The organism is Nostoc piscinale CENA21, from assembly GCF_001298445.1.
GTDB lineage: Bacteria > Cyanobacteriota > Cyanobacteriia > Cyanobacteriales > Nostocaceae > Nostoc_B > Nostoc_B piscinale_A.
On record NZ_CP012036.1, the window covers coordinates 5066556 to 5089012 of the forward strand.

The 22457-nt window shown below is 40.8% G+C and carries 19 protein-coding genes and 1 pseudogene; 10 read left to right on the top strand and 10 right to left on the bottom strand.

Going from position 1 to position 22457, the window contains the following annotated elements; all coding sequences use genetic code 11:
• Positions 1–387: 387 nt before the first annotated feature.
• From gloA to ACX27_RS21695, 3 genes are all read right to left on the bottom strand, one after another.
• On the bottom strand, positions 388–822 hold the full coding sequence (gloA, locus tag ACX27_RS21685; protein ID WP_062295439.1) for a lactoylglutathione lyase: 435 nt from the start codon (positions 820–822) through the stop codon (positions 388–390).
• A gap of 279 nt (positions 823–1101) precedes the next feature.
• Positions 1102–1284, bottom strand: coding sequence for a hypothetical protein (locus ACX27_RS21690; RefSeq protein WP_062295442.1), 183 nt, complete (start codon positions 1282–1284; stop codon positions 1102–1104).
• Positions 1285–1454: 170 nt separating this feature from the next.
• On the bottom strand, positions 1455–2024 hold the full coding sequence (locus ACX27_RS21695) for an HMA2 domain-containing protein (protein WP_144427504.1): 570 nt from the start codon (positions 2022–2024) through the stop codon (positions 1455–1457).
• Between the two features lie 218 nt (positions 2025–2242).
• Between ACX27_RS21695 and ACX27_RS31125 the strand changes: the two genes are divergently transcribed.
• Positions 2243–2446, top strand: a complete 204-nt coding sequence (locus tag ACX27_RS31125; RefSeq protein ID WP_083468796.1) for a hypothetical protein — start codon at positions 2243–2245, stop codon at positions 2444–2446.
• Positions 2447–2580: 134 nt separating this feature from the next.
• On the opposite strand, the gene ACX27_RS21700 is transcribed toward ACX27_RS31125, so the two are convergent.
• Complete coding sequence (locus ACX27_RS21700; protein ID WP_062298490.1) at positions 2581–3063, bottom strand: protein tyrosine phosphatase family protein; 483 nt, start codon at positions 3061–3063, stop codon at positions 2581–2583.
• A gap of 294 nt (positions 3064–3357) precedes the next feature.
• Here ACX27_RS21700 and ACX27_RS32535 point away from each other — a divergent pair, with 294 nt between their 5' ends.
• The 5 genes from ACX27_RS32535 to hetR all read left to right on the top strand — a co-directional run bounded on the left by ACX27_RS32535 (position 3358) and on the right by hetR (position 11685).
• Entirely contained in the window at positions 3358–3534 is a 177-nt protein-coding gene (locus tag ACX27_RS32535) for a hypothetical protein (protein ID WP_158507410.1), read from the top strand.
• A 214-nt stretch (positions 3535–3748) separates the two neighbouring features.
• Positions 3749–4795 (top strand): zinc-dependent dehydrogenase, encoded by a 1047-nt coding sequence (locus ACX27_RS21705; protein WP_062298492.1) that lies wholly within the window; start codon positions 3749–3751, stop codon positions 4793–4795.
• A gap of 263 nt (positions 4796–5058) precedes the next feature.
• Positions 5059–6399 carry an inorganic phosphate transporter gene (locus ACX27_RS21710; RefSeq protein ID WP_062295445.1) on the top strand — a complete coding sequence of 447 codons (1341 nt, stop codon included), beginning with the start codon at positions 5059–5061 and terminating at the stop codon, positions 6397–6399.
• Positions 6400–7085: 686 nt separating this feature from the next.
• Positions 7086–9272 carry a DMT family transporter gene (locus ACX27_RS21715; RefSeq protein ID WP_062295447.1) on the top strand — a complete coding sequence of 729 codons (2187 nt, stop codon included), beginning with the start codon at positions 7086–7088 and terminating at the stop codon, positions 9270–9272.
• A gap of 1513 nt (positions 9273–10785) precedes the next feature.
• The gene (hetR, locus tag ACX27_RS21720) at positions 10786–11685 is read left to right on the top strand and encodes a heterocyst differentiation master regulator HetR (protein ID WP_062295448.1); all 900 of its coding nucleotides are present in this window, start codon (positions 10786–10788) and stop codon (positions 11683–11685) included.
• A 298-nt stretch (positions 11686–11983) separates the two neighbouring features.
• On the opposite strand, the gene ACX27_RS21725 is transcribed toward hetR, so the two are convergent.
• Entirely contained in the window at positions 11984–12562 is a 579-nt protein-coding gene (locus ACX27_RS21725) for a hypothetical protein (RefSeq protein WP_062295450.1), read from the bottom strand.
• A 199-nt stretch (positions 12563–12761) separates the two neighbouring features.
• On the opposite strand from ACX27_RS21725, the gene rpsD reads away from it, so the two are divergent.
• Positions 12762–13370, top strand: a complete 609-nt coding sequence (gene rpsD, locus ACX27_RS21730; protein ID WP_062295452.1) for a 30S ribosomal protein S4 — start codon at positions 12762–12764, stop codon at positions 13368–13370.
• 78 nt (positions 13371–13448) lie between these two features.
• On the opposite strand, the gene moaA is transcribed toward rpsD, so the two are convergent.
• The 4 genes and pseudogenes from moaA to ACX27_RS21750 all read right to left on the bottom strand — a co-directional run bounded on the left by moaA (position 13449) and on the right by ACX27_RS21750 (position 16279).
• Complete coding sequence (gene moaA, locus ACX27_RS21735; protein WP_062298494.1) at positions 13449–14435, bottom strand: GTP 3',8-cyclase MoaA; 987 nt, start codon at positions 14433–14435, stop codon at positions 13449–13451.
• 104 nt (positions 14436–14539) lie between these two features.
• Positions 14540–14883: pseudogene (locus tag ACX27_RS21740) on the bottom strand (hypothetical protein).
• Between the two features lie 310 nt (positions 14884–15193).
• Positions 15194–15490 (bottom strand): DUF488 domain-containing protein, encoded by a 297-nt coding sequence (locus tag ACX27_RS21745; protein WP_235526310.1) that lies wholly within the window; start codon positions 15488–15490, stop codon positions 15194–15196.
• 141 nt (positions 15491–15631) lie between these two features.
• Entirely contained in the window at positions 15632–16279 is a 648-nt protein-coding gene (locus tag ACX27_RS21750; RefSeq protein ID WP_200929836.1) for a hypothetical protein, read from the bottom strand.
• Positions 16280–16617: 338 nt separating this feature from the next.
• Here ACX27_RS21750 and metH point away from each other — a divergent pair, with 338 nt between their 5' ends.
• The 3 genes from metH to lepB all read left to right on the top strand — a co-directional run bounded on the left by metH (position 16618) and on the right by lepB (position 21592).
• Positions 16618–20154 carry a methionine synthase gene (gene metH, locus ACX27_RS21755; RefSeq protein ID WP_062295454.1) on the top strand — a complete coding sequence of 1179 codons (3537 nt, stop codon included), beginning with the start codon at positions 16618–16620 and terminating at the stop codon, positions 20152–20154.
• 302 nt (positions 20155–20456) lie between these two features.
• Positions 20457–20885: a hypothetical protein gene (locus tag ACX27_RS31920; protein WP_144427505.1), complete on the top strand. Its 429-nt coding sequence runs from the start codon at positions 20457–20459 to the stop codon at positions 20883–20885.
• 134 nt (positions 20886–21019) lie between these two features.
• Positions 21020–21592 (top strand): signal peptidase I, encoded by a 573-nt coding sequence (gene lepB, locus ACX27_RS21765; RefSeq protein WP_062295458.1) that lies wholly within the window; start codon positions 21020–21022, stop codon positions 21590–21592.
• A gap of 67 nt (positions 21593–21659) precedes the next feature.
• On the opposite strand, the gene panB is transcribed toward lepB, so the two are convergent.
• Entirely contained in the window at positions 21660–22430 is a 771-nt protein-coding gene (panB, locus tag ACX27_RS21770; protein ID WP_062295460.1) for a 3-methyl-2-oxobutanoate hydroxymethyltransferase, read from the bottom strand.
• Between the last annotated feature and the right edge of the window lie 27 nt (positions 22431–22457).

Below are 22457 nucleotides of genomic sequence, written 5' to 3' on the forward strand. Positions count from 1 at the left end.
GCGATCGCTGCATCCCCTGTTAGTAGCGTAGGATGAAATAGAGCTAGAGGCTAGGGGAGAGGAATAATCAATATTAAAAGATTTAGAACCAGAGAGACTTGCTACCAACAAGAATAAACATTCACACTTCATACTTTTACAGTATTCTCTCCCCAAATCATTATCCAAGCACTATTGAGTTGAAATCCGCGTGTATCTGTGGTTGCAAGTTTGGCGTAATTTATTTTCGGGAAGGGTTTGGGGGTATACAGGTCAGGGCTTCCGCACACAGGTTTTCTGTGAAAAAGGGGTGTAAGGGTTTTTAATACCTGCATCCCTACGGAGAAGTCAAAAGTTATCTGACTTTTGACTTGATTTTGCACCTTACACCCTAATCCTAATCAAAAATTATTGCGATACGAGTTGTTCTTGTGATGTTTGCTTGGCGGCTGATCCTTGAGTAACCAATTGAATTAGTTCAATTTTGTATCCGTCGGGATCTTCCACAAAAGCAATGACTGTCGAACCATGTTTCATTGGCCCTGGTTCCCGCACTACCTTCCCACCACGATTTTTAATGGCTTCACAAGTAGCATAAATGTCATCCACTCCCAAAGCGATGTGACCGTAAGCATTACCTAATTCGTACTTTTCTACTCCCCAGTTATAGGTTAATTCAATAACTGCATTGTCACTTTCATCACCATAGCCAACAAAAGCCAAGGTAAATTCTCCGCCTGGATAATCTTTTTGTCGTAGTAATTTCATACCTAGGAGATCACAGTAGAATTTTAATGATTCTTCTAGGTTTCCTACCCGCAGCATTGTATGTAGTAAGCGCATAATGAATTTTGACTCTCAGGTTATTGATGTCTGCCAACATTCTACAAGGGACTGATAAATGAGGATGAAGCCTCAATTCTGTAGATACATTTTGAGAGAGACTCTACAGCAATTATTTTATGCAAATTTTTGCGATATTTAGTGATTATTTGCTTTTTTTCCAAATATTGTTTGAAATACTTAACGCACCGTCCCAAAAGGTGGTGCGTTATGCAAAAACAAACAGAACAAAGAGTTTTAAGATTTAGCTATAACTCTTGACTACTCAAAAATAGAACTTTAAGCTGCTCTATCTTCGCGTTCTATTTGTTGGCGAATGGTATCAATGGCAGCATTAATACCAGATAGCTTAGATTCTAAATCATCTCGCATCCAAGTTAGGAACTTGAGTTTACGTTCTAAATGAGCTTTGTGCGAAACTGGTTCGCCACTATAACAGCCGTAACCCCAAAAAGGAAACATATTTTGCCTCTTAATTTAGCTAGATAAAAGTGCTATATACTGCACTACTAACTTACATTCTGACTAAAAACAATCCGGCTGGTAGAGTAAAAACCGACCAAGACATTACGTGTTGGGAAAAATATCAGGGAATTGTTTTTGATGTATGTTAAATTATCAAGCGTAGAGAATTAAGCAGAATTTAATACTGACTGCGATCGCCACTGATTGCCAGGTAGAATAAACATTATAGCAGATTTAAGTCCTTTAATTATTCTTTCTCCAGTCGAAAGTAATCGTTCCCAACGGTCTTTTCTAATTTCTTGATGCTGAATAGCGTTACGTGCTTTGTTGGCGTTACGTAAACTATCGATTAAGTTAGTTAAAGCCTCAAAAATAGTTGTAACAATTACTTTAGTGCTGACTTTGGTTGGTAATACGATATTTGGGGCAGTTTGTATTAGATGAACTAGCTGCGATTGCATTTGTTCATCTGGCATTAACCCTGATGGATAATTAATTACAATAGATGAAGCTGTAGGGTTAATTCTCACTTTTGCATTCTTAATTTGGGATTCTATAGCTACCTTTAATTTATTGGCATATTCTGCATCTTTAGAAAGTCGAGGCACCCGAAAGCGGATTCTTCCAGAAATTGCGTGAGCAATGCTATATGCAATTTGTTGAGATGAAGTTTTCTGATTAGCTAGATTTTTACCTTGCTTATTTTGGCGTAAACTAAATAATTTTTTATAATTCATATCCAAATGGGGGCTTAACAAAAAAATATTTTTATTTATATCTTTTGTAATTATTTCAATCAATTAGACATAACATCAAATATCATAAGTGTGTCATGTTGACAACAACTCTATCTACAGAAGAGTATCAGCAACTATCAAAGGTATGAAATAAATCTAGACTTACGGCTCAGTTTACTTAGCTAAAATGAAACAATTTAAGTTAAAGGTATAAATCAATGTCAGAAGCTTTCCCATTTTCCAATTCTGCTGAATTCAATGAATGGCATCAAGGTATTACAATGGCTAACCGCAATAACATCTTCTGTCATTGTCGCAGTTGTCAGTATGAATGGATTGATTCTTTGTACAATGCTGTATGCCAAAAATGTGGGAGCCAAGATGTTGAATATATATCTTGTTGGCAGTTTCCTGATGACTAAAATTATTTAAAAATTGTTATTCTAGAGTATTCCTAAATTATGCGTGAACCAAAAGATCCCCGACTTCTCCAAGAAGTCGGGGATCTCAACAACATTGAGACTTATAAGTTTCAATGTTTTCGGAGTAATAAAATTTAGCGAGCAAGTACCGCTATCTTGGCGTGTTTATTTACATAGTTAACAAATAATTGCTTCAGCCTCGGACTCACACTAAAACCATTAAAGTCTTCTAAAAAGCCAAAGCCTAAACTTTTGGCTTTAGCTAAGGTTTGCTCTGCGTTTAGTCCCTCTTTAATGGCTATACTTAACAGCGCAATTCCTGTTGAACGCATCCCGGCAGCACAGTGGATGAGAACTGGTTTAGGTAGCTGTTCTAGCGTTTTTAGGGTTTGGGTAATCAATTCTTCATTCAGTGCTTCTAGCTTCACGGGTAAGTTGACATAATATAGTCCCAATTTTTCAGCAAGTTTTTGCTCATCCTGAAAAAATCCTAATTCATCAGGCGATCGCAAATTTAACACGGACTTATAACCTTCTGGGATAGCTTGCTCTAGCTGTTTTACTGAGATTTGTCCTGTTGTTGTTAAGCTGTCGTTGATTAATATGGCGTTATTCACATTCACTCCTTCTAACTTGAATCGCAAAGATGCTGTGAGCAGCTATTCAAAAATGCACAGCGAAATCTGACAAAAATGCCATTAATCGGCTGATTAACGCTAAATTTGTCTTTTTGTTTTGATAATTTTATTGCTCTTCTCATAATATACGGTTAGTCTATCGATTTACTGGTGTTTAAAACAAATAATTGATATTCCTGTTAGGTTTAGTTGTTTTTATCTTTGAAGCAGAAGGAAAACCGACCCCTAACTCTGCTGTGACTCGGAGGAAGGGTTGAAGACCCCCAACGAAAAGTGGCTATTGTTCAGGAGCAGTCGGAATACCTTTCTGTTGTGTTAGCTTTCTCGCAGGATGCAAAACCTCTTGCCTTCTGCCTCCTGCCTCCTTTAACTCTTCAGCGAGATCGCAAGCGGTGGCAGTTATTAGACGAATTAATTGCAGAAAGCGAAGAACTAGGCTTTTACGAATAGAGATTTTGGGCGTTACTGATTACGGGGATGATTTTTGTCTCACGCAAAGACGCAAAGAGCAAGAGTTTTAAAAGTGGAATTTTATGATTTCATCCCGCATTTATGCAACGCCGGATTTTGTAATTAAACATGAATTCGGTAATTCCGAAAGTTTATAGCTCAACGTTGACCGCAAATGTTACATCTAAGATTGTTGAGCGGTGAAAAAATCAAGGTGAAAGCACAGGTATTTAGAGGCGTAAATCAACTTTCTTACGAAGAAATCCCAGTTCCAACCCTAGAACCAGATGAGGTGCTGGTGCAGGTGCAAGTTGTGGGGCTGTGTCAGTCAGATATTAAAAAAATTCGTTATCCTCTTTATGAACCGCCACGCATATTTGGACATGAAACTGCGGGAAAAATTGCCGCCGTGGGTTCGGAAGTTAGAGGTTGGCAAGTGGGACAAAGGGTAGCGGTGATGCACCACATCCCATGTATGCGTTGCGCTTATTGTTTAAATGATAATTTCTCGATGTGCAATGTCTACAAAAATATTTCTACCACAGCAGGGTTTAACGCTAGTGGTGGTGGTTTTGCAGAATATGTAAAAGTACCAGGACACATTGTGCAGAATGGTGGGTTAATTTCCATACCCGATGATATTAGTTTTGAAGAAGCAAGTTTTGTTGAACCAACGAATTGCTGTCTCAAAGCTGTGAAAAAAGCCCAAATTGCACCTGGACAAACTGTATTAGTCACCGGAGCCGGGCCAATTGGTTTGATGTTTGTGATGTTGGTGAAGTATTTTGGCGCAAAAGCGATCGCTACTGATTTACTACCATCTAGAATCGAAAAAGCCTTAAATGTGGGTGCAGAAGCAGCTTTTGATGCCCGTGATCCCGATTTACCCACGAAAATTCACGCCCTCACAAATGGACTAGGTGTGGATGTGACCTTGCTGGCTGTACCTAGTGAAAAAGCATTCTTTCAAGCACTAGACTGCACCCGTAAAGGGGGGAAAATACTGTTTTTCGCTGAATTTCCCGATGAATTAGAAATTCCTATCAATCCGAATATTCTTTACCGCCGAGAAATTGATTTGATGGGAAGTTACAGTTCTTCTTACCGTCTTCAGTCGCTTTCGGCTGATATTGTATTTAATCGGCGGATTGATATTCCAGCCTTAATTAGCGATCGCTACCCTCTCAAAGATTTATCAGCAGCCGTAGAACAAGCGATCGCCCCTTCTCCTGATACATACAAAATATTAATCTATCCTTGATCCGGGCAAAGAAGCTAACTCGTAGAAAATACTTATAGCTAATTGTCAATTGAAGTGTGAAGTATGAAGTAAGGACGTGTGCAACTTTAACCCCCAACCCCTTCTCTACGAGGAAAGGGAAGCAAGACTCAAATCCTCTCTCCGCTTCGGGGAGAGGTTTGGAGAGGGGTTTCAAAAATAAGTTGCACATTGCGTGAAGTATGAAAATTTATTCTCTACTTTCCTACTTCTTACTTTCCACCAATCTCCATCTACCCCAACTTATGCCCATGACCTTAGTGATAGTTGCCATCCTCGCTTTTTATGTCGCCTTTAATCTGGGTGCTAACGATGTTGCCAATGCAATGGGGACTTCTGTTGGTTCCAAAGCTGTGACTCTCAAACAAGCCATCATCATTGCTGGAGTTTTAGAGTTTACTGGCGCTGTTTTGTTTGGGCATGAAGTATCAGAAACTTTGGCAACAAAGGTTGCCAATCCTAGTTTATTTGCTGCCACACCCCAATTATTAGTAACAGGGATGATGACTGTATTAATATCTTGCGGTGTATGGTTGCAAATTGCTACTGCCAAAGGTTTACCTGTATCATCTTCTCACGCGGTCGTTGGTGCGATCGCAGGCTTTAGTGCTGTGGCTATGGGTATAGGTGCAATTGATTGGTCATCAATTGGGATGATTACCATTGGTTGGCTAGTCACACCGATAATTAGCGGTAGTATTGCAGCTTTGTTTTACAGCCAAATTCAACGCTGGATTTTAAATCAACCAAATCAAGTTGCACAGCTAAGAGAATGGATTCCTTGGCTGAGTTCGGCTTTGTTGGGCGTGTTTGGCGTAATTGTCCTACCTTCGCTAACGCAACCTTTAACTAATTTCTTAACTGCACAAGTAGGAATTAACATCCCTGCATACGACATTCCCTTATTCACAGGTGCATTAGCAGCAGTGGGGTTGACTGTAATTAGTTGGCGACAACTAGAAGCTGAGGAATGCAAGGGTGTAGGGGTGAAAGGGTGTAAGGGTGTAAGGGAAAACCCAGAAGAATCCATAACTCAACACTCAGCACTCAGCACTCAGCACTCAGCACTCAGCACTCCTACCGAACGCTTATTTGGTCGTTACCAACTACTCAGTGCTTGCTTTGTTGCTTTTGCACATGGTTCTAACGATGTGGGAAATGCGATCGCACCTTTAGCGGCGATCGTTTATATCAACGCAACTGGTAAAGTACCAATAAATGGTATTGATATCCCCTTGTGGATTTTGGTTGTCGGTGGTGCAGGGATCGTTACAGGTTTAGCGATTTGGGGGAAAAACGTCATTGCTACCATTGGAGAAAACATTATTGCTTTGCAACCTAGTAGTGGATTTTGTGCCGAACTGGCTACCGCCACTACCATTCTTTTAGCATCTCGCTTGGGTTTACCTGTTTCGACATCTCACGCACTGGTTGGGGGTGTAGTGGGGATCGGTATGGTGCAAAGCCTAAACTCGATTAAATTTCAAACTCTGCAAGGGATCGCTGCTGCATGGTTAATTACAGTGCCTTTGAGTGCGGTTCTCAGTGCAAGTATCTTTAGTATTGCGCGGTTAGTTTGGCACTAACTCACAGTAAGGAGTGGTGGTTTGGCTTCGCCCTTCTCTTATCGGAGATGCTGCGCTAACGGCTACGCTCAAGAAAAGCTGCCCAACTGTTTTGGATTTACTGAGGCAAGTTGTTGATGAATGATTAATTCAAAAAAGACTAGGAGTAAAAATTGCAAAATAAATATTTAAATTATCCTGATGCCGATTACCAACTGATTTGAAATACTAGAAGTAGCTCAAATATATTTGAGGAAAGAATAATACTTAAAAATTCCCAAGGAAAACAAATTAAGCTCTCAGATAAATGTAAACTGTTGCTAAAGTTACATTTTAGAATGATTTACATCTAACTTTTACAAAGTTACCACCTGAATCATTTCCAAGCATTTATTTGCAAGTATTTAAAATTTACTGTTGCTATCAAAATAACAAGTACTTATATTGAGTGATAGATTTTATATTTTAAAATCTCACTTTTAAAGGATTGAATTTTCTGGCTGATACGTGGCACAAACTATGTGAAGCTGTACAGCCCACGACTAGATACTTTGCCAAGCTGTGTTCAGCGTGACAAAATTACTTTGATACGTGCAAATCTTGTTAAATTTTTTGGTCTATCTGACAAAATACTGAAATTTAGTATGAGCGCCAAGCAAATTTACGGGAAGCAGCTTTATCTTCAAGGTGTTAGAGGTTAGAAGCTAATGGGGCGAATTGAAAAACGGCCAGACAGCCCGCGAGTTAGAGGCGAACTATCGAGATCAGCAGAAACAGCACTCTGGGCTGTTGTGGAGGATTTAGAAAATCTCCAACAAAATGTGCTGAGATCATTGCAAGATGAAATAAAACGGTTACAAGCGGACAAAGAACGACTGTACGATGACATTCAAAAACTGCTAGAGGAAAAAGAACACTTACAGCAAGTGCGACAAATTACCGAACAGCAGGTGTTAATTCGGCAGTTAGCAGAAGTTTTAGCCAAACACATTTCTTCTCAACTGCAATCATCGCTGAAGAATTTAGCTAACGAACTGAAAATGAGTGGTGCTGATGAACAAGCAGTACTAAAATCGGCAGAAAGTAATGAGCAGATTAAACAAATGCTAGGCAGTTTGGATGATACTCTGACTATTACTTTTAATTCGCTGCAACAAGAACTGAAAAATTATCAAGGTAATTTGTCTCAGCAGTTGGCGCGGATGCAAAGCCAACAACAGCAAGGCGAAACGATTGTGGAGGAATTAGTTAATCACCTGCGCGGGGAATTAACTAAAGCTATTAAAGAAACTACCCAACCCACAAAGCCATCTCCACCAACGGTTTTACAACCAGATGAGCCAAAGCTGGAGAGTGCTGTGAAAGCATCGCCACCTACAGTTTTACAATCAAACGAGCGATCGCCTGCCAGTTCTTTTACGGTATCTTCAGCCACAGTTTTACAACCAGAGGAGCCGCAGTCGGTAAATTACCCTCTGTTATCAGAAGTCACCAATAAATCGAATGACAACCAAACGACTGCTACCTCATCAGAAACATCTCCAGCCGTAATTGTTCCGCCAGTTAAAGAAAGCTTCACTCAGCCAATTTCCATCGCTCCCAAAGACTTTCCCCCCAAAGAAAAACCACCGGAACCAATTGTTTTACCGAACAAAGATGTTGCGGAATCTGCATCTAGCAATGTTGAAGCCAGTGAACAAAACGCTGTACTCCGTTTTGATCTGCCAGAAACGCAAATACAACCTCCTTCTAGCAAAGCTAGTGAGCCAGTTTCTGTTCTCAGTGCAGATTTAGTGGAAAATGAGCCAATCTCTCCACCGCCTGCACCAGCACGTAGATCCCGAAGACCTAGCAAACCTCAAAGTTTATCGCCAGTGCAGATTGGGTTTTTGCTAGTTGTCTTGTCTACAGTGGTGTCTTCACTGTATAACGTCGCTGTGAAAATGATGTTCCACCAAAGTTCTGCGGTGGTGGGAAGCTTGGCTATAGAACGGTTGTTATTACCGACTTTGGGGAATATTTTCTTAATTTTATTGCTGCGCTTGGCGATTGTGGTACCGCTCACGTTGCTGTTAGCCCCGATGATGCACCCCCAAGTTTGGCAAGATATCAAAAACTTAATGGAATCATTTCAAGGTAAACCTTCAGCAACTAAGGTGAAAGCCCAGAGAGTGTTGCAACTATCAATTGCTAGTGGTTGCTTTTTGTTTTTATCTCAGGTGCTGATTTACCTGGCTATTGGTCAAGTAACAACGGGTATGGCGATCGCACTATTCTTTATCTATCCCGGTATTAGCGGTTTGTTGTCTTGGCTGTTATTCCGCGATAAACCCAGTGGCGTGCGTGGGGCTGCGATTAGTGCAATTTTCTTGGGTGAATTATTAGTTTTAGGTGGTGCAGCAATTGCTGGGATCAGCGATTTTTCTATGGGTAGTGGTGCGGCAATTTTTGGTGGCATCGCTTTTGCCTGCTATGTCATTCTCACCCGCGTCTGCGCCGCTAAACTGCATCCTGTGTCTTTTACTTTAATAAGTTTCACCACCATGTTTGTTTTGAGCTTTATTGGTTTGATGTTACCTCTACCAACAGATTGGAGCCTAGCAATTGATGGTTCTAAGTTATTGGAGATTATTTTAAGTGCTTTTATTTTGGGCGTGCTGACACTGTTAAGCTACGTTCTTAACAATGTTGGTATTGGTAAACTCGGAGCCTTGCGATCGGCAATTATTGGCGCAGGCGTACCGATATTAACCGTAGTGTTTGCCGGGTTGTTGATTCAAGAAAATTTAGAAATAATTCAGATTTTTGGCGTGTTATTTGTCACTTTTGGTGCAGCGGCTTTTAGCTTTGAGAAAATGCGTCATCAAGTTAAATCGTCAAGTGCTGAAACTTAAATGCCGCAAAGTAGCTGTGTGGCAGTGAGGAAAGTTAAAAGTCGAATGTTAAATAAACTTTTGATTATCTCAACTTTGATTTTTAACTTTTCAATTTTTTATTTTGTTTTAATAATTGTCAATGCACCACAACAAACTTAGTAATCAATCTAATACCAATAGTCTTATCCAATTCCCAAAAATTCTGCATACCAACACTTTTTTAGCTCATGTCCGGTTAATCAATAATGATTTGGGAAATTGTAATCTCATATCATGTCCGCCTAATTAGTAATAATTTCCTCATCTGTGCAAAAACCTGAAAAGTCTTTCTCCCCCTGTCCCCTGCCCCCTGCGGTTCCTTCATGATAAGTCTTTGATCGGACATGATATTAATGGTCAGTCTTTCACCAACAGCAACATTACCCTTGGTATCAGTCTAAAAGTCAAACAATATAAAATCTGGTAATTGCATTACGACATCAGATACCTGTATATTTTATGAATATCAACGTCCAACAGCATTTTGACTAACTTTTCTCCTGGTTAACACCCAAATATTTAGTACAAAAGAAATAATAAAGCTGCTATTCCTGTACGTAATTTGCAATTCTAATACTGAGAATATTGAAACATATTCGTTGCTGCTCCCTACCTCAAAACATAGGTTTTAGCGTCAAAATAAGCAACAAAATTATCAGATACTACAGGCAGTAAAAGCGGCTTTTTTATATTGATTGAAATATCAGGAATCCTTAATAATTACTAGTATGTAAACTAGAAACTAGAGAGTCTTAATATAATATTAAGATTGAATTAATTTACATAAACTTGATACAAAAGCTGACAGAATCGAATATCATGATTAAAGGCAATAAACGGTATTTCGGACTGGGAATTATCTACCTGATTTGAGGAATTAGATTTCTCTAAGTACTAACTACCTAAAGATGCCAGAAATTCGCCGAAAGCTGTGAGCATTATGGTAGTCTACTACTATCTACTAAACCTGTAATTTGATTCAAGTTCAGTAGATGATTGACTCTCAGATTACTCATCACTAATAGGAAATCGACGAGTAACCAGAATTCTCTACAATCCCAAAGAAAGCACTCATTCTTGGGAAAGGTGCATACCATCAAGTCCATCGGCTAGTTAGGTGTTGCCACAATCAGGAAGCATTTCTCTGTTTGTGAACTAATATTAGGATGCAACATTCTGGCTAACGAAGACAATCTTTATAGATTAAATCGGAAAAATAGATGGTTTTGTAATTGGTATGACAAGTAGAGGAATTTTATGGTTATTTGTGAGTCTGTCAGGAAAGGATGACAATAGCCAAGTCAACTAAACTTCTTTTTAGTAGTGATTTGCTATATAATTCGGAGCCATTGGCAATTTCGACTGCTAGTAACCTGAAAGTCACAGCATCCTAGAAAGTCTCAAGTAACAATATCGCCTAAAGTTTGGGTGTATACTACTTACTTCCCTCTGACTATAAATCTGTAAACGTGCTATTTAACTGTCTGTAAATATGAGTAACGACATAGATCTGATCAAACAACTTGGCCCTAGTGCAATGGATCAGATCATGCTTTATCTGGCTTTTAGTGCTATGCGGACGAGTGGGCACAGGCATGGAGCATTCTTAGATGCAGCAGCTACGGCAGCTAAGTGTGCAATTTATATGACCTATCTTGAACAGGGACAAAACCTGAGAATGACAGGTCATTTGCACCACCTGGAGCCAAAAAGGGTCAAAATTATTGTTGAAGAAGTCAGACAAGCTCTGACAGAAGGCAAGTTGCTAAAAATGCTGGGTTCTCAAGAACCGCGCTATTTAATTCAACTGCCCTACGTCTGGATGGAAAAATACCCTTGGCAACCAGGGCGATCCCGCGTGCCAGGAACTAGTCTGACAAGTGAAGAGAAAAAACAAATTGAGCAAAAATTGCCTGGTAACTTGCCAGACGCGCAATTAGTTAGTTCGTTTGAATTTCTCGAACTAATTGAATTTTTGCATAAGCGATCGCAAGAAGTCCTCCCGCCTGAACATCAAATGCCCTTGAGTGAAGCCTTGGCAGAACACATCAAGCGCCGCCTACTTTATTCAGGTACAGTGACAAGAATTGATTCACCTTGGGGAATGCCCTTCTATGCACTAACTCGTCCTTTTTACGCACCAGCAGATGATCAAGAACGTACCTATATCATGCTAGAAGATACAGCTCGGTATTTTCGGATGATGAGAAACTGGGCGGAAAAACGACCAAATTCCATGCGTGCTTTAGAAGAACTGGATATTCCTCCAGAAAAGTGGGATCAAGCAATGGAGGAACTTGATGAAGTTATCCGCGCTTGGGCAGATAAATATCACCAAAGTGGTGGTATTCCCATGATTTTACAGATGGTTTTTGGTAGAAAAGAAGATTAACACTTCCGGCTCATAAAAAGTAAGCATCCTAACACTCAACAACCGGGAAATCTCAAATTACATGTACAATCATTACGACGGGTAGGCTCCTGCTGCAAAATTTAGAGACATTGTTAGCTTTTTGTCTCGAATGGCAGGATGCTTCCGTTGCCATCCACACTTATAAATTGGATGATTCAGTATTTTATTAGCTTCTATAAATAGACAGGGTTATTTTTTAGTCAACGGTCTGTAGTTAAAGTTAAAAGGTGAGTCACTAGAGACAGTTGACCAAATAATTAAGTAAGTAATATTAAGTTTAGGGCGTTGTGGGTGAAAGAGTTAGCCCATTAGCAGTTTCACTAGCGTCAATACAAGTATCTAACGCCTGCATTGGTGTCAAAGGAATTTCCCTACGCAAACCAACCACACAGTCCGCAAAAGTGATAGGTAATAAACTACGACCACAATAATTTAAAACGGCAGAGTTAATTTCTTCTTTGGTATTGAGACTGACTCCAACAACACAACTAGCTAATTCTTTAGGACGACGCGCCCTCGAACAGTAAGCTAAAGCATCGGTTGGGCTAATTTTTGTTCTTTGTTTAATAGTCGCCACACAAGCAGATAAATCTCTGGGACGTATTGCTGTAGCACAACCTTGGGCTGCGGCTGCTTGTGTAACACCTGCTTTTAGAAGTTGCGCCGCACAAGCACGGTAACTCTCGTGGTCATCAGCAAATAATATCAGTGCTGGGCTGGGAAGACTAGATATCAACATTCCTGCTATAGCCAAAACGGGTGTCGCCCAGCGAATGTTTTGGGTGTTGAGTATCCCAGAAATAGACTGACCTTGAGGCTTTCTTGCTTTACTCACTTTTTGTGTTTCCATTGCCATTGTTCCAAAACCCTCAGTTATGCTAACTCAAATGTAAGCCAACTCTGCTTGACATTCTCAATTCTGGTGCTTGGCTCTTAAATTCTGATATTTATAAATTTTTGATGATTAAATTTTGGATTTTTGGCATTTTTCATTTACAGATATTTATAATAGTATGTCTGGGTAAAGTTTAAACAGGATTAAATTAAGGAAACTCATGTCCCGATACAGAGGGCCACGCCTCAGAATTGTACGTCGCTTAGGCGAATTACCAGGATTAACTCGTAAAAGCGCAAGACGCGCCTATCCGCCCGGTCAACATGGTCAGAACCGCAAAAAGCGTTCTGAATATGCTGTCCGTCTCGAAGAAAAGCAAAAACTCCGTTGTAACTACGGTCTGACAGAAAAGCAACTGCTCCGCTATGTCCGTAAAGCCAGACGTGTTACTGGTTCTACCGGACAGGTGTTATTGCAATTGCTAGAAATGCGCTTAGATAATACCGTTTTCCGCTTGGGTATGGCTCCCACAATTCCAGCAGCGCGTCAGCTGGTAAATCACGGTCATGTCACAGTCAATGGTCGTGTAGTTAATATTCCCAGCTATCAGTGCCGCCCTGGTGAGGTAATTGCTGTTCGGGATAAAGCACAATCACGGAAGTTGGTAGAAACTAACTTACAATATCCCGGTTTGGCTAACCTTCCCAGCCATTTGGAATTTGACAAAAACAAGCTGACTGGTAAAGTTAACGGTGTCATTGAACGCGAGTGGGTGGCTTTACAAGTTAACGAACTGCTGGTTGTGGAATACTATTCACGACAAGCGTAAGGAAGTGCTGAGTGCTGAGTGCTGAGTGCTGAGTAATTAAACAGCCTCAAATCTCAGAACTCATTACTCAACAAAGTTTTATCCTCCAATTTGTGACATAGTACGGCTGTATGTGCCAGTAGTACCGGAGTCGCGGCCTTTAAAGTTAATTTCTGGCTTGATAGCTAATAAGTGTCTTACCTGTTCTCGTAACTGGTGGATGCTGACACCAGAACGCAGAGCAGTTTTTAAATCTAATTGACCAGTTTCATTTAATAAGCAGGGTCTTAACCAACCATCGGCGCTGAATCGCATCCGGTTACAACGATCGCAAAAACATTCTGACATCTGGCTAATAAATCCCAGTGTGCCTTTTGCGCCCGGAATTTGAAAAACATCAGCAGGCCCATTACCACGAATTTGTGATTCTGTCAATCCCCATTGTTTACGAATGCGTTGGCGTAAATCCGTAGAAGAAACCCAACCGCGATCGCCAAATAATTGCCAATTACCAATCGGCATAAATTCAATAAATCGGACGTGCCACTGTTTGTCAATGGTGAGGGCAGCTAAATCGAGAATTTCGTGGTCGTTGACACCGGGGATCACCACTACATTCAGCTTCAGAGGGTTGAATCCCACTTTGTAGGCGGCTTGAATACCATCCCAGACTTGTTGCCAGCGAGAACGCCCATGATTGCCGATAATTTGATCAAAGATATCGGGATCAAGGGAATCTAAACTAATATTTATTCGGCGTAAACCTGCTTCATAAAGATTTTTGGCGATGGGTGAAAGTAAAAACCCGTTGGTTGTCATTGATAAGTCTTGGGTTTCGCTGAATGATGCGATCGCCTTGACTAAATCTACTACACCAGGACGCAGTAGAGGTTCCCCTCCAGTTAAACGAAATCGTGTAAAACCAACAGGGATAAACACCTCTTGAATCAAAGTCAGTAGTTCCGCGTCAGAGAGTAGTTGTTGCTTGAGGGCATATTCTAGTTCTGCACCCTCCGGCATACAGTATTGACAGCGAAAATTACAGCGATCAATTAAACTAATGCGGAGATAGTCTACCTGGTTCATTGTCAGAAATTTACCAACTTTGCCGATTAGACCCCAAGTGTAACGCAGTAGCACTTGAGGATGAAAAGCAGTAGTCCTTAAGACATCCCTTGAAGCAATGAGAGTTACTCTGGTTGATCAATTAACTTGAAGCCCCAAGGTTTTAAAGCGGCGATCGCAATTTCTGGATCAATACCTTCATAAACTTCCCATTCATAAGGGTGTTCTTTGGGGTGTCCTTCACCAACGTTACCAGCAACCTTGATTACCGGAAAATTCGCCACGCGATCGCGTTCTAATCTTTTCGGTACTACCAGCCGGACTTTATGACCAATAAACTTGGTTGTACTTTCATTTGCTATAGATTCCCGGATTAAACAGATATCACCAGCGGTCCCCAAGTCGTTTGGTAGATGTAGAGAAAGGATATGTAAGTCGCTGGTTTGATGGGTCTTTTGATCGGTCGCATTATCTGTAATCCTTAAACAAGGCGTGAGAACTCATACAAGTGTTGTTGATTGCTTGCTACAGCTATTTTAATCTCGCAACCTCACCAACATAACGTTTATTGGGTTTTCCTAACAACTGGGAATAACGTCTTGTCATACATCCTTCATGATTAATCAGATCCCCGACTTTTTTGAGAAGTCGGGGATATAAGCGTTGGCGTGTAAGTCGAGATTATGAGCGATCGCAAACAATATCGCAATCCTAAATGACTTGCAAACATTTCTCTCCTGTGTTTCCCATGCCATCCTTGTCTCTTTTGTGCCTAAATCCTACTCCAAATGCTTCACAGGTAATGATGCCAAGTTTTCCAAACAATGAGCGACTTCTTTTCGGTGACAGCAATTGGGGTTCATTTCAGCACACAACAGTAGAATATTACCTTTTTGAGCCAGTTGTGCAATTTCATGTAAAGCTTGGTCAGCTTCTTCCTGATTAACAGGAATCCAATTTTCCTTACCAGAAGTATTACCTAAAGCAGTTTTAGAAATATATTCAATATTATTTGATTCACATAATATTTTAATTTGTTCGCTGTACCATTTTCGACTCCAAGCACGAGGAACCATTCTCACATCAACAACATATTCAACATTAAATTTTTTTTAAATATTCCAAGAATTCAGCATAATCTTTGCGATTACCATATCCAAAGGTAAAAATACACTTTATGCTTTCCAAGTCTTTAATCATCATTTTTTACTTACTTATTAGAATAATTCAGTTTGAATATTTAAATTATTTATTAATGGTGGATAAAATATCCCAATAATCATAAAGCTATTTTTATGGTTTTTTAAGTTACCGACAATAAAGTATAAATCTTTTTTCTTTAAGAAATCATATTCTAATTTTTGACGGACTTTTTCTAAAGCATCCTTTTCTTTATTTTCCACACTTGTTGCTTTTGATTGATCTCTACATTTTCTATAAAGCTCCATAATTTCCCAATCACTGATAGTCAAACGGTGCTTATCTCCATCTTGAGAAATAAATTCGTAACCAAAGTTATAAGGAATCTTCTCTAATTGTACTGAAGGTTCAAATAAATCTAGTTGATACAATATTGATTGCTGTTTTGGGTTCCATTCTCTTTCTGTCTCCTTGCAAAAGTATTTTTTTATAGTTTGTGGTTTAATAAGACCAAGAGATTTTTCTTGGTCTTTAATATGTCGAATAGACTTAAATTGCAGTGGTAAAACAAACTCTTTTCGCTCTTCCCAATTTTTACGAGTATCAATTTTGCGTATTATTTCTATGGAAGAATCATCTATACGAAAACTTTCTTCTCGATAATCTTTATCATTCCTTTCTATTTTAGCACTGATATATAGACCATCTTGGATAACGTTTATCAAAATCTAATTGACGAAAACGAATAGGATAAATGCGAATCCATTGAAGAGGCTTTTCTTCATCATCTAATAACACTCCTGCTGTACAGACCGTTTCTTGATATTTTGTGCTGATTGAAGGGTATGTCTTGGTGGCAATCAAAATTTTTCTTCTTTCCATATAACAAGCTTTATAAAAACTAGTGAATTATATACAGCCACAATACAGATACATTTGCAGCTTTAGTATATATCAAACTTTTTCCATGACATCATGTCACAACACAGCCAATTATGGAAAATAATAAATTAAGTCGAGTATTACAATACTCACTACATTTCCTCATTTCTTCTGGGAAAATATGACTCATCCTTTCCTTGAACGCTTGCGTAGTCCTGATAGCCCGGTGATTGTTTTTGACGGAGCGATGGGGACTAACTTGCAAACCCAAAACCTGACTGCTGAAGATTTCGGCGGCGCACAATATGAAGGTTGTAACGAATATCTAGTCCACACCAAACCCGAAGCTGTCGCCAAAGTGCATCGTGACTTTCTCGTAGCGGGTGCTGATGTGATTGAAACCGATAGTTTTGGCAGTACCTCGATTGTACTGGCAGAGTATGACTTGGCAGATCAAGCTTACTACCTTAGTAAAACCGCCGCCGAACTCGCCAAGCGTGTGGCGGCGGAGTTTTCCACGCCCGAAAAACCCCGCTTCGTTGCAGGTTCCATCGGCCCCACAACCAAACTCCCCACCTTGGGACATATTGACTTTGACACTATGAAGGCGGCTTTTGCAGAACAAGCGGAAGCCCTAATGGATGGTGGAGTAGATTTATTGTTGGTTGAGACTTGCCAAGATGTGTTGCAAATCAAAGCTGCGCTGAACGGGATAGAAGAAACCTTTGTGAAGAGAGGCGATCGCATCCCGTTAATGGTATCAGTGACAATGGAAAGCATGGGGACAATGCTGGTAGGTACAGAAATCAGTGCTGTCCTGACCATTTTGGAACCATATAATATCGATGTTCTCGGTTTAAACTGTGCCACAGGCCCAGACTTGATGAAACCACACATTAAGTATTTGGCAGAACATTCGCCGTTTGTGGTTTCTTGTATTCCTAACGCGGGTTTACCGGAGAACATAGGCGGTCAAGCACACTACCGCTTGACACCGACAGAATTACGTATGGCGTTGATGCACTTTGTTGAAGATTTGGGTGTCCAAGTGATTGGGGGTTGCTGTGGGACACGTCCAGAACACATTCAACAATTGGCAGAAATCGCCAAAGAATTAAAGCCAAAAGTGCGACAGCCCAGCCTCGAACCAGCGGCAGCATCAATATATACAACTCAGCCTTATACCCAAGACAATTCGTTCTTAATTGTCGGTGAACGTCTCAACGCCAGTGGTTCTAAAAAATGCCGCGATTTACTCAACGCCGAAGACTGGGATGGACTAGTTTCAATGGCGAGGGCGCAAGTCAAAGAAGGCGCACATATTTTAGATGTCAACGTCGATTATGTGGGGCGTGACGGCGTGCGAGATATGCACGAACTCGTGTCGCGTATCGTGAATAATGTTACCTTACCCTTAATGCTCGACTCCACCGAATGGGAAAAAATGGAGGCGGGATTAAAGGTAGCTGGTGGTAAGTGTTTGCTGAACTCCACCAACTACGAAGACGGAGAACCGCGCTTTATCAAAGTGCTGGAATTAGCGAAAAAGTACGGTGCGGGTGTAGTCATTGGTACCATTGATGAAGAAGGCATGGCGCGGACTGCGGAGAAAAAATTCCAAATTGCTCAACGTGCCTACCGCCAAGCTGTAGAATATGGCATCCCACCCACAGAAATTTTCTTTGATACCTTAGCCCTACCAATTTCTACTGGAATTGAAGAAGATAGAGAAAACGGTAAAGCCACCATTGCAGCCATTCGCCGTATTCGCCAAGAATTACCGGGATGTCATGTAATTTTAGGTGTGTCTAATATTTCCTTTGGACTTTCCGCCGCCGCGCGTATTGTTCTTAACTCCGTGTTTCTACATGAAGCAATGGCGGTGGGTATGGATGCTGCAATTGTTAGTGCCAGCAAAATTTTACCACTGTCTAAAATAGACCCACGGCATCAAGAAGTTTGTCGTCAGTTGATTTACGACGAACGGAAATTTGAGGGTGATGTCTGCGTTTATGACCCTCTAGGAGAGCTTACCACATTATTTACCGGAGTCAGCGCCAAACGCGACAAAGGCGTTGATGAAACCCTCCCCATTGAAGAAATTCTCAAACGCCACATCATCGACGGCGAACGCATCGGTTTAGAAAAGCACCTAAGCAAAGCCTTAGAAACTTACAAACCACTGGATATTATCAATACTTTCTTGTTAGATGGCATGAAAGTAGTTGGTGAATTGTTTGGTTCCGGGCAGATGCAGCTACCCTTTGTCTTACAGTCAGCCGAAACCATGAAAGCGGCGGTAGCTTACTTAGAACCCTTCATGGAAAAATCCGAGGCGGGGAATAATGCCAAAGGCAAGGTAATTATTGCCACAGTTAAAGGTGATGTCCACGACATTGGTAAAAACCTAGTAGACATTATTCTTTCTAACAACGGCTACAAGGTAATTAACCTGGGAATTAAGCAGCCAGTAGAAAACATCATCGAGGCTTACAATCAACACAAAGCTGATTGTATTGCTATGAGTGGCTTGCTGGTTAAGTCCACCGCCTTTATGAAAGAAAACTTGGAAGTATTCAATGAAAAGGGAATTACTGTCCCGGTAATTTTAGGTGGCGCGGCGTTAACTCCCAAGTTTGTGCATAATGATTGCCAAAACGCTTACAAAGGTAAAGTAGTTTATGGCAAAGATGCTTTCTCTGACTTGCATTTCATGGATAAATTAATGCCAGCCAAAGCTACTGGTAATTGGAATGACTTGCAAGGATTTCTGGATGAAGTCATTGATGAACCAGAAACTACTCAAAACTCAGAACTCAAAACTCAGAACTCAAAACTCAGAACTCAAAACTTAGCACTCAGCACTGAAGTCGACACCCGCCGTTCTGAAGCCGTCGCGGTAGATATTGAACGTCCCACGCCGCCATTCTGGGGAAGCAAGTTACTACAACCTACGGATATTCCTTTAGAAGAATTATTCTGGTATTTGGATTTGCAAGCTTTAATTGCGGGACAATGGCAATTCCGTAAGCCAAAGGAACAATCAAAAGAAGAGTATCAGACTTTCTTAGATGCAAAAGTTTACCCAATTTTAGAAAGTTGGAAGCAGCGCATTATTGAGGAGAATTTGTTACATCCTCAAGTAATTTACGGGTATTTTCCTTGTCAGGCTGAGGGGAATACGTTGTATGTGTATGAAACAAACCACGGAGGCGCAGAGGTAAGAACGAGTTTTGAGTTTCCCCGGCAAAAGTCTTTAAGACGGTTGTGTATTGCAGATTTCTTTGCACCCAAGGAGTCGGAAATTATTGATGTTTTCCCGATGCAGGCGGTGACTGTGGGTGACATTGCCACAGAATACGCCCAAAAGCTGTTTGCAGATAATCAATACACCGATTATCTCTACTTCCACGGTTTTGCAGTGCAGATGGCTGAGGCTTTAGCGGAGTGGACACACGCCAGAATTCGCCAGGAGTTAGGTTTTGCTGCTGAGGAACCTGATAATATTCGGGATGTTTTAGCCCAACGCTATCGCGGTTCGCGCTATAGTTTCGGCTATCCAGCTTGTCCTAACATTCAGGATCAGTACAAGCAATTGGAGTTGTTAGAGACTGGCAGAATTAATCTGTATATGGATGAAAGTGAACAGCTTTATCCCGAACAGTCCACAACGGCAATTATTACCTACCACCCAGTAGCGAAGTACTTTAGTGCATAAGTAATTAAGGGTGTAGGGATATGAGGGTGTAGGGGTTCACAACCCTTTCAACCCTACACCCCTAAACCCTTACACCCATTTTCCACAGACAAGCTTTGTACATCAGTTCTGACCTTTTTTCTCTGACATCTTTATTCTGCTGATGAGTAGAATCTGGGGTTGTAGTATTTAGTATGGCGTGCTAAAAGTGTGTAGTTGCATTCTGAATCGGAAGTCACAGCAGTGTCTCTTAAATGTTAATGCTGCACTAACAGTACCTCACAATTCAACTGAATGCTCTGTAAGGAAACATGGTCAAACCGATGTCTGAAAAGCTTGAAGAACAATCAAAACCAGAAAAACCTGAAAGATCAGAAAGGTACGAAAGATCCGAAAGGTCAGAAAGATACGAAAGATCCGACAGGTCAGAAAGGTACGAAAGATCAGAAAGATACGATAGCTCAGAAAGAGAAGAAAAACCAGAAAAATTTTATCCCACACAACACCTAAAAGTCTATCAAACGAGTGATGCAGGACAATTAATAATTTGTGAATGTCGTAATTGTTCGACCCCGTTATCTATTGATGTGATTTTTCTCACACCACAAAATTCTAAACCAAAACCAAAAAATAAACCTGATACTCAACAAGATGATGTGATGAAATGTCCTAATTGTGGACGTATCCCTATATTTTTAGAAGGCTGTGCTGTGCAGTCAATTGCCCAACTACCTTCTTCACCGTGGCAATAGTTTTTCTGCCCATCATTAGCCATCATTGAATTTGTTTGAGGAGATGAGGTAGTTGTGATGGGTATTCTTGTTTATCTGGTAAATAATATAGCAGAAGGCATTTATTCTACTGTTTGCACTGGCTAAAAAATTCTATGATTCCCCAGGAAACTGATACAAAAGCAGCTAATACCTCATCAAAAACATGGCGTGGTTGGCGAGAAAATTTAACTTTAGTAGCGATCGCTTTATTATTGGCAGTATTAATCAGAACTTTTGTGGCGGAACCTCGCTACATCCCTTCTGATTCTATGGTGCCAACTTTATATGAAGGCGATCGCTTGGTGGTAGAAAAAATTTCCTACCATTTTCAACCTCCCGCCACTGGGGATATCGTAGTTTTTCAAGCCCCCGAAGAATTACAAAAACGCGGCTATCCCAAAGACCAAGCTTTTATTAAACGGGTAATTGCCACACCAGGGGAAATTATTAAAGTCGCTGGTGGTAAAGTTTATCTTAATGGTCAAGCTTTGCCAGAAGATTACATCGCTGAACCAGCAAATCAGCCATTCCCACCTGTTCAAGTTCCACCAGATGAATTGTTTGTTATGGGAGACAACCGCAACGACAGTAATGACTCCCGTTATTGGGGCTTTCTCCCCAGACAAAATATCATCGGTCGCGCCGTATTTCGCTTTTGGCCTTTACACCGCATTGGATTTATTTAGGGCTGGCTGATTCCTCAAGCCTTTAAAAACACTGAATTTATACTCAGCACTCAGCACTTTACAAAAATTACGGAAATTTCCGTTCCCGCACCTCGACAGCGTAATTCTGTACAGCTTGAGTAATTGTTTCCCGCAGGTTGGTGTAAGTTTTGGCAAATGGTGGTTGCTTGGCTGAAAGACCAAGAACGTCTGAAGTAACTAACACTTGACCATCGCAGTAGGAACCAGCACCAATCCCAATTGTGGGAATGCTAAGTTTTTCTGTGATCTGCCTTGCCAAATCTGCGGGAATATGCTCTAACACAATCGAGAATACACCCGCTTGTTCTAAAGCGATCGCTTCATTTAAAATTCTTTCTGCCTGTTCTTCCGTCTTGCCTTGTTGGCGCAAACCTAGTTGATGAACTGATTGCGGTGTCAACCCAACATGACCCATCACCGGGATTCCCGCTTGGACTAAACGCGCAATTGTTTCTACCATCGCTGGGTAGCCACCTTCTAGCTTGACTGCTTGCGCCCCAGTTTCTTTTAAAATTCTGCCGGCTGAGTGCATAGCTTGAGTAATACTTTCTTGATAAGTCAAGAATGGCAAATCAACCACCACTAAAGCGCGTTTGACACCCCGACGCACCGCCTTAGCATGAAATAGCATTTCCTCTAGGGTAATGGGGAGTGTAGTTTCATAACCTAACACCACCGCCATCGAGTCTCCGACCAAAATTAAGTCTACACCAGCCGCGTCGATCAGTTGGGCGATCGCATAATCCCAAGCAGTTAACGCTGCGATAATACGTCCCTGTTGTTTCCATTGAATTAATTGCTGGCTAGTAACTGGCATTTTTTAAGTGCTGAGTGCTGAGTGCTG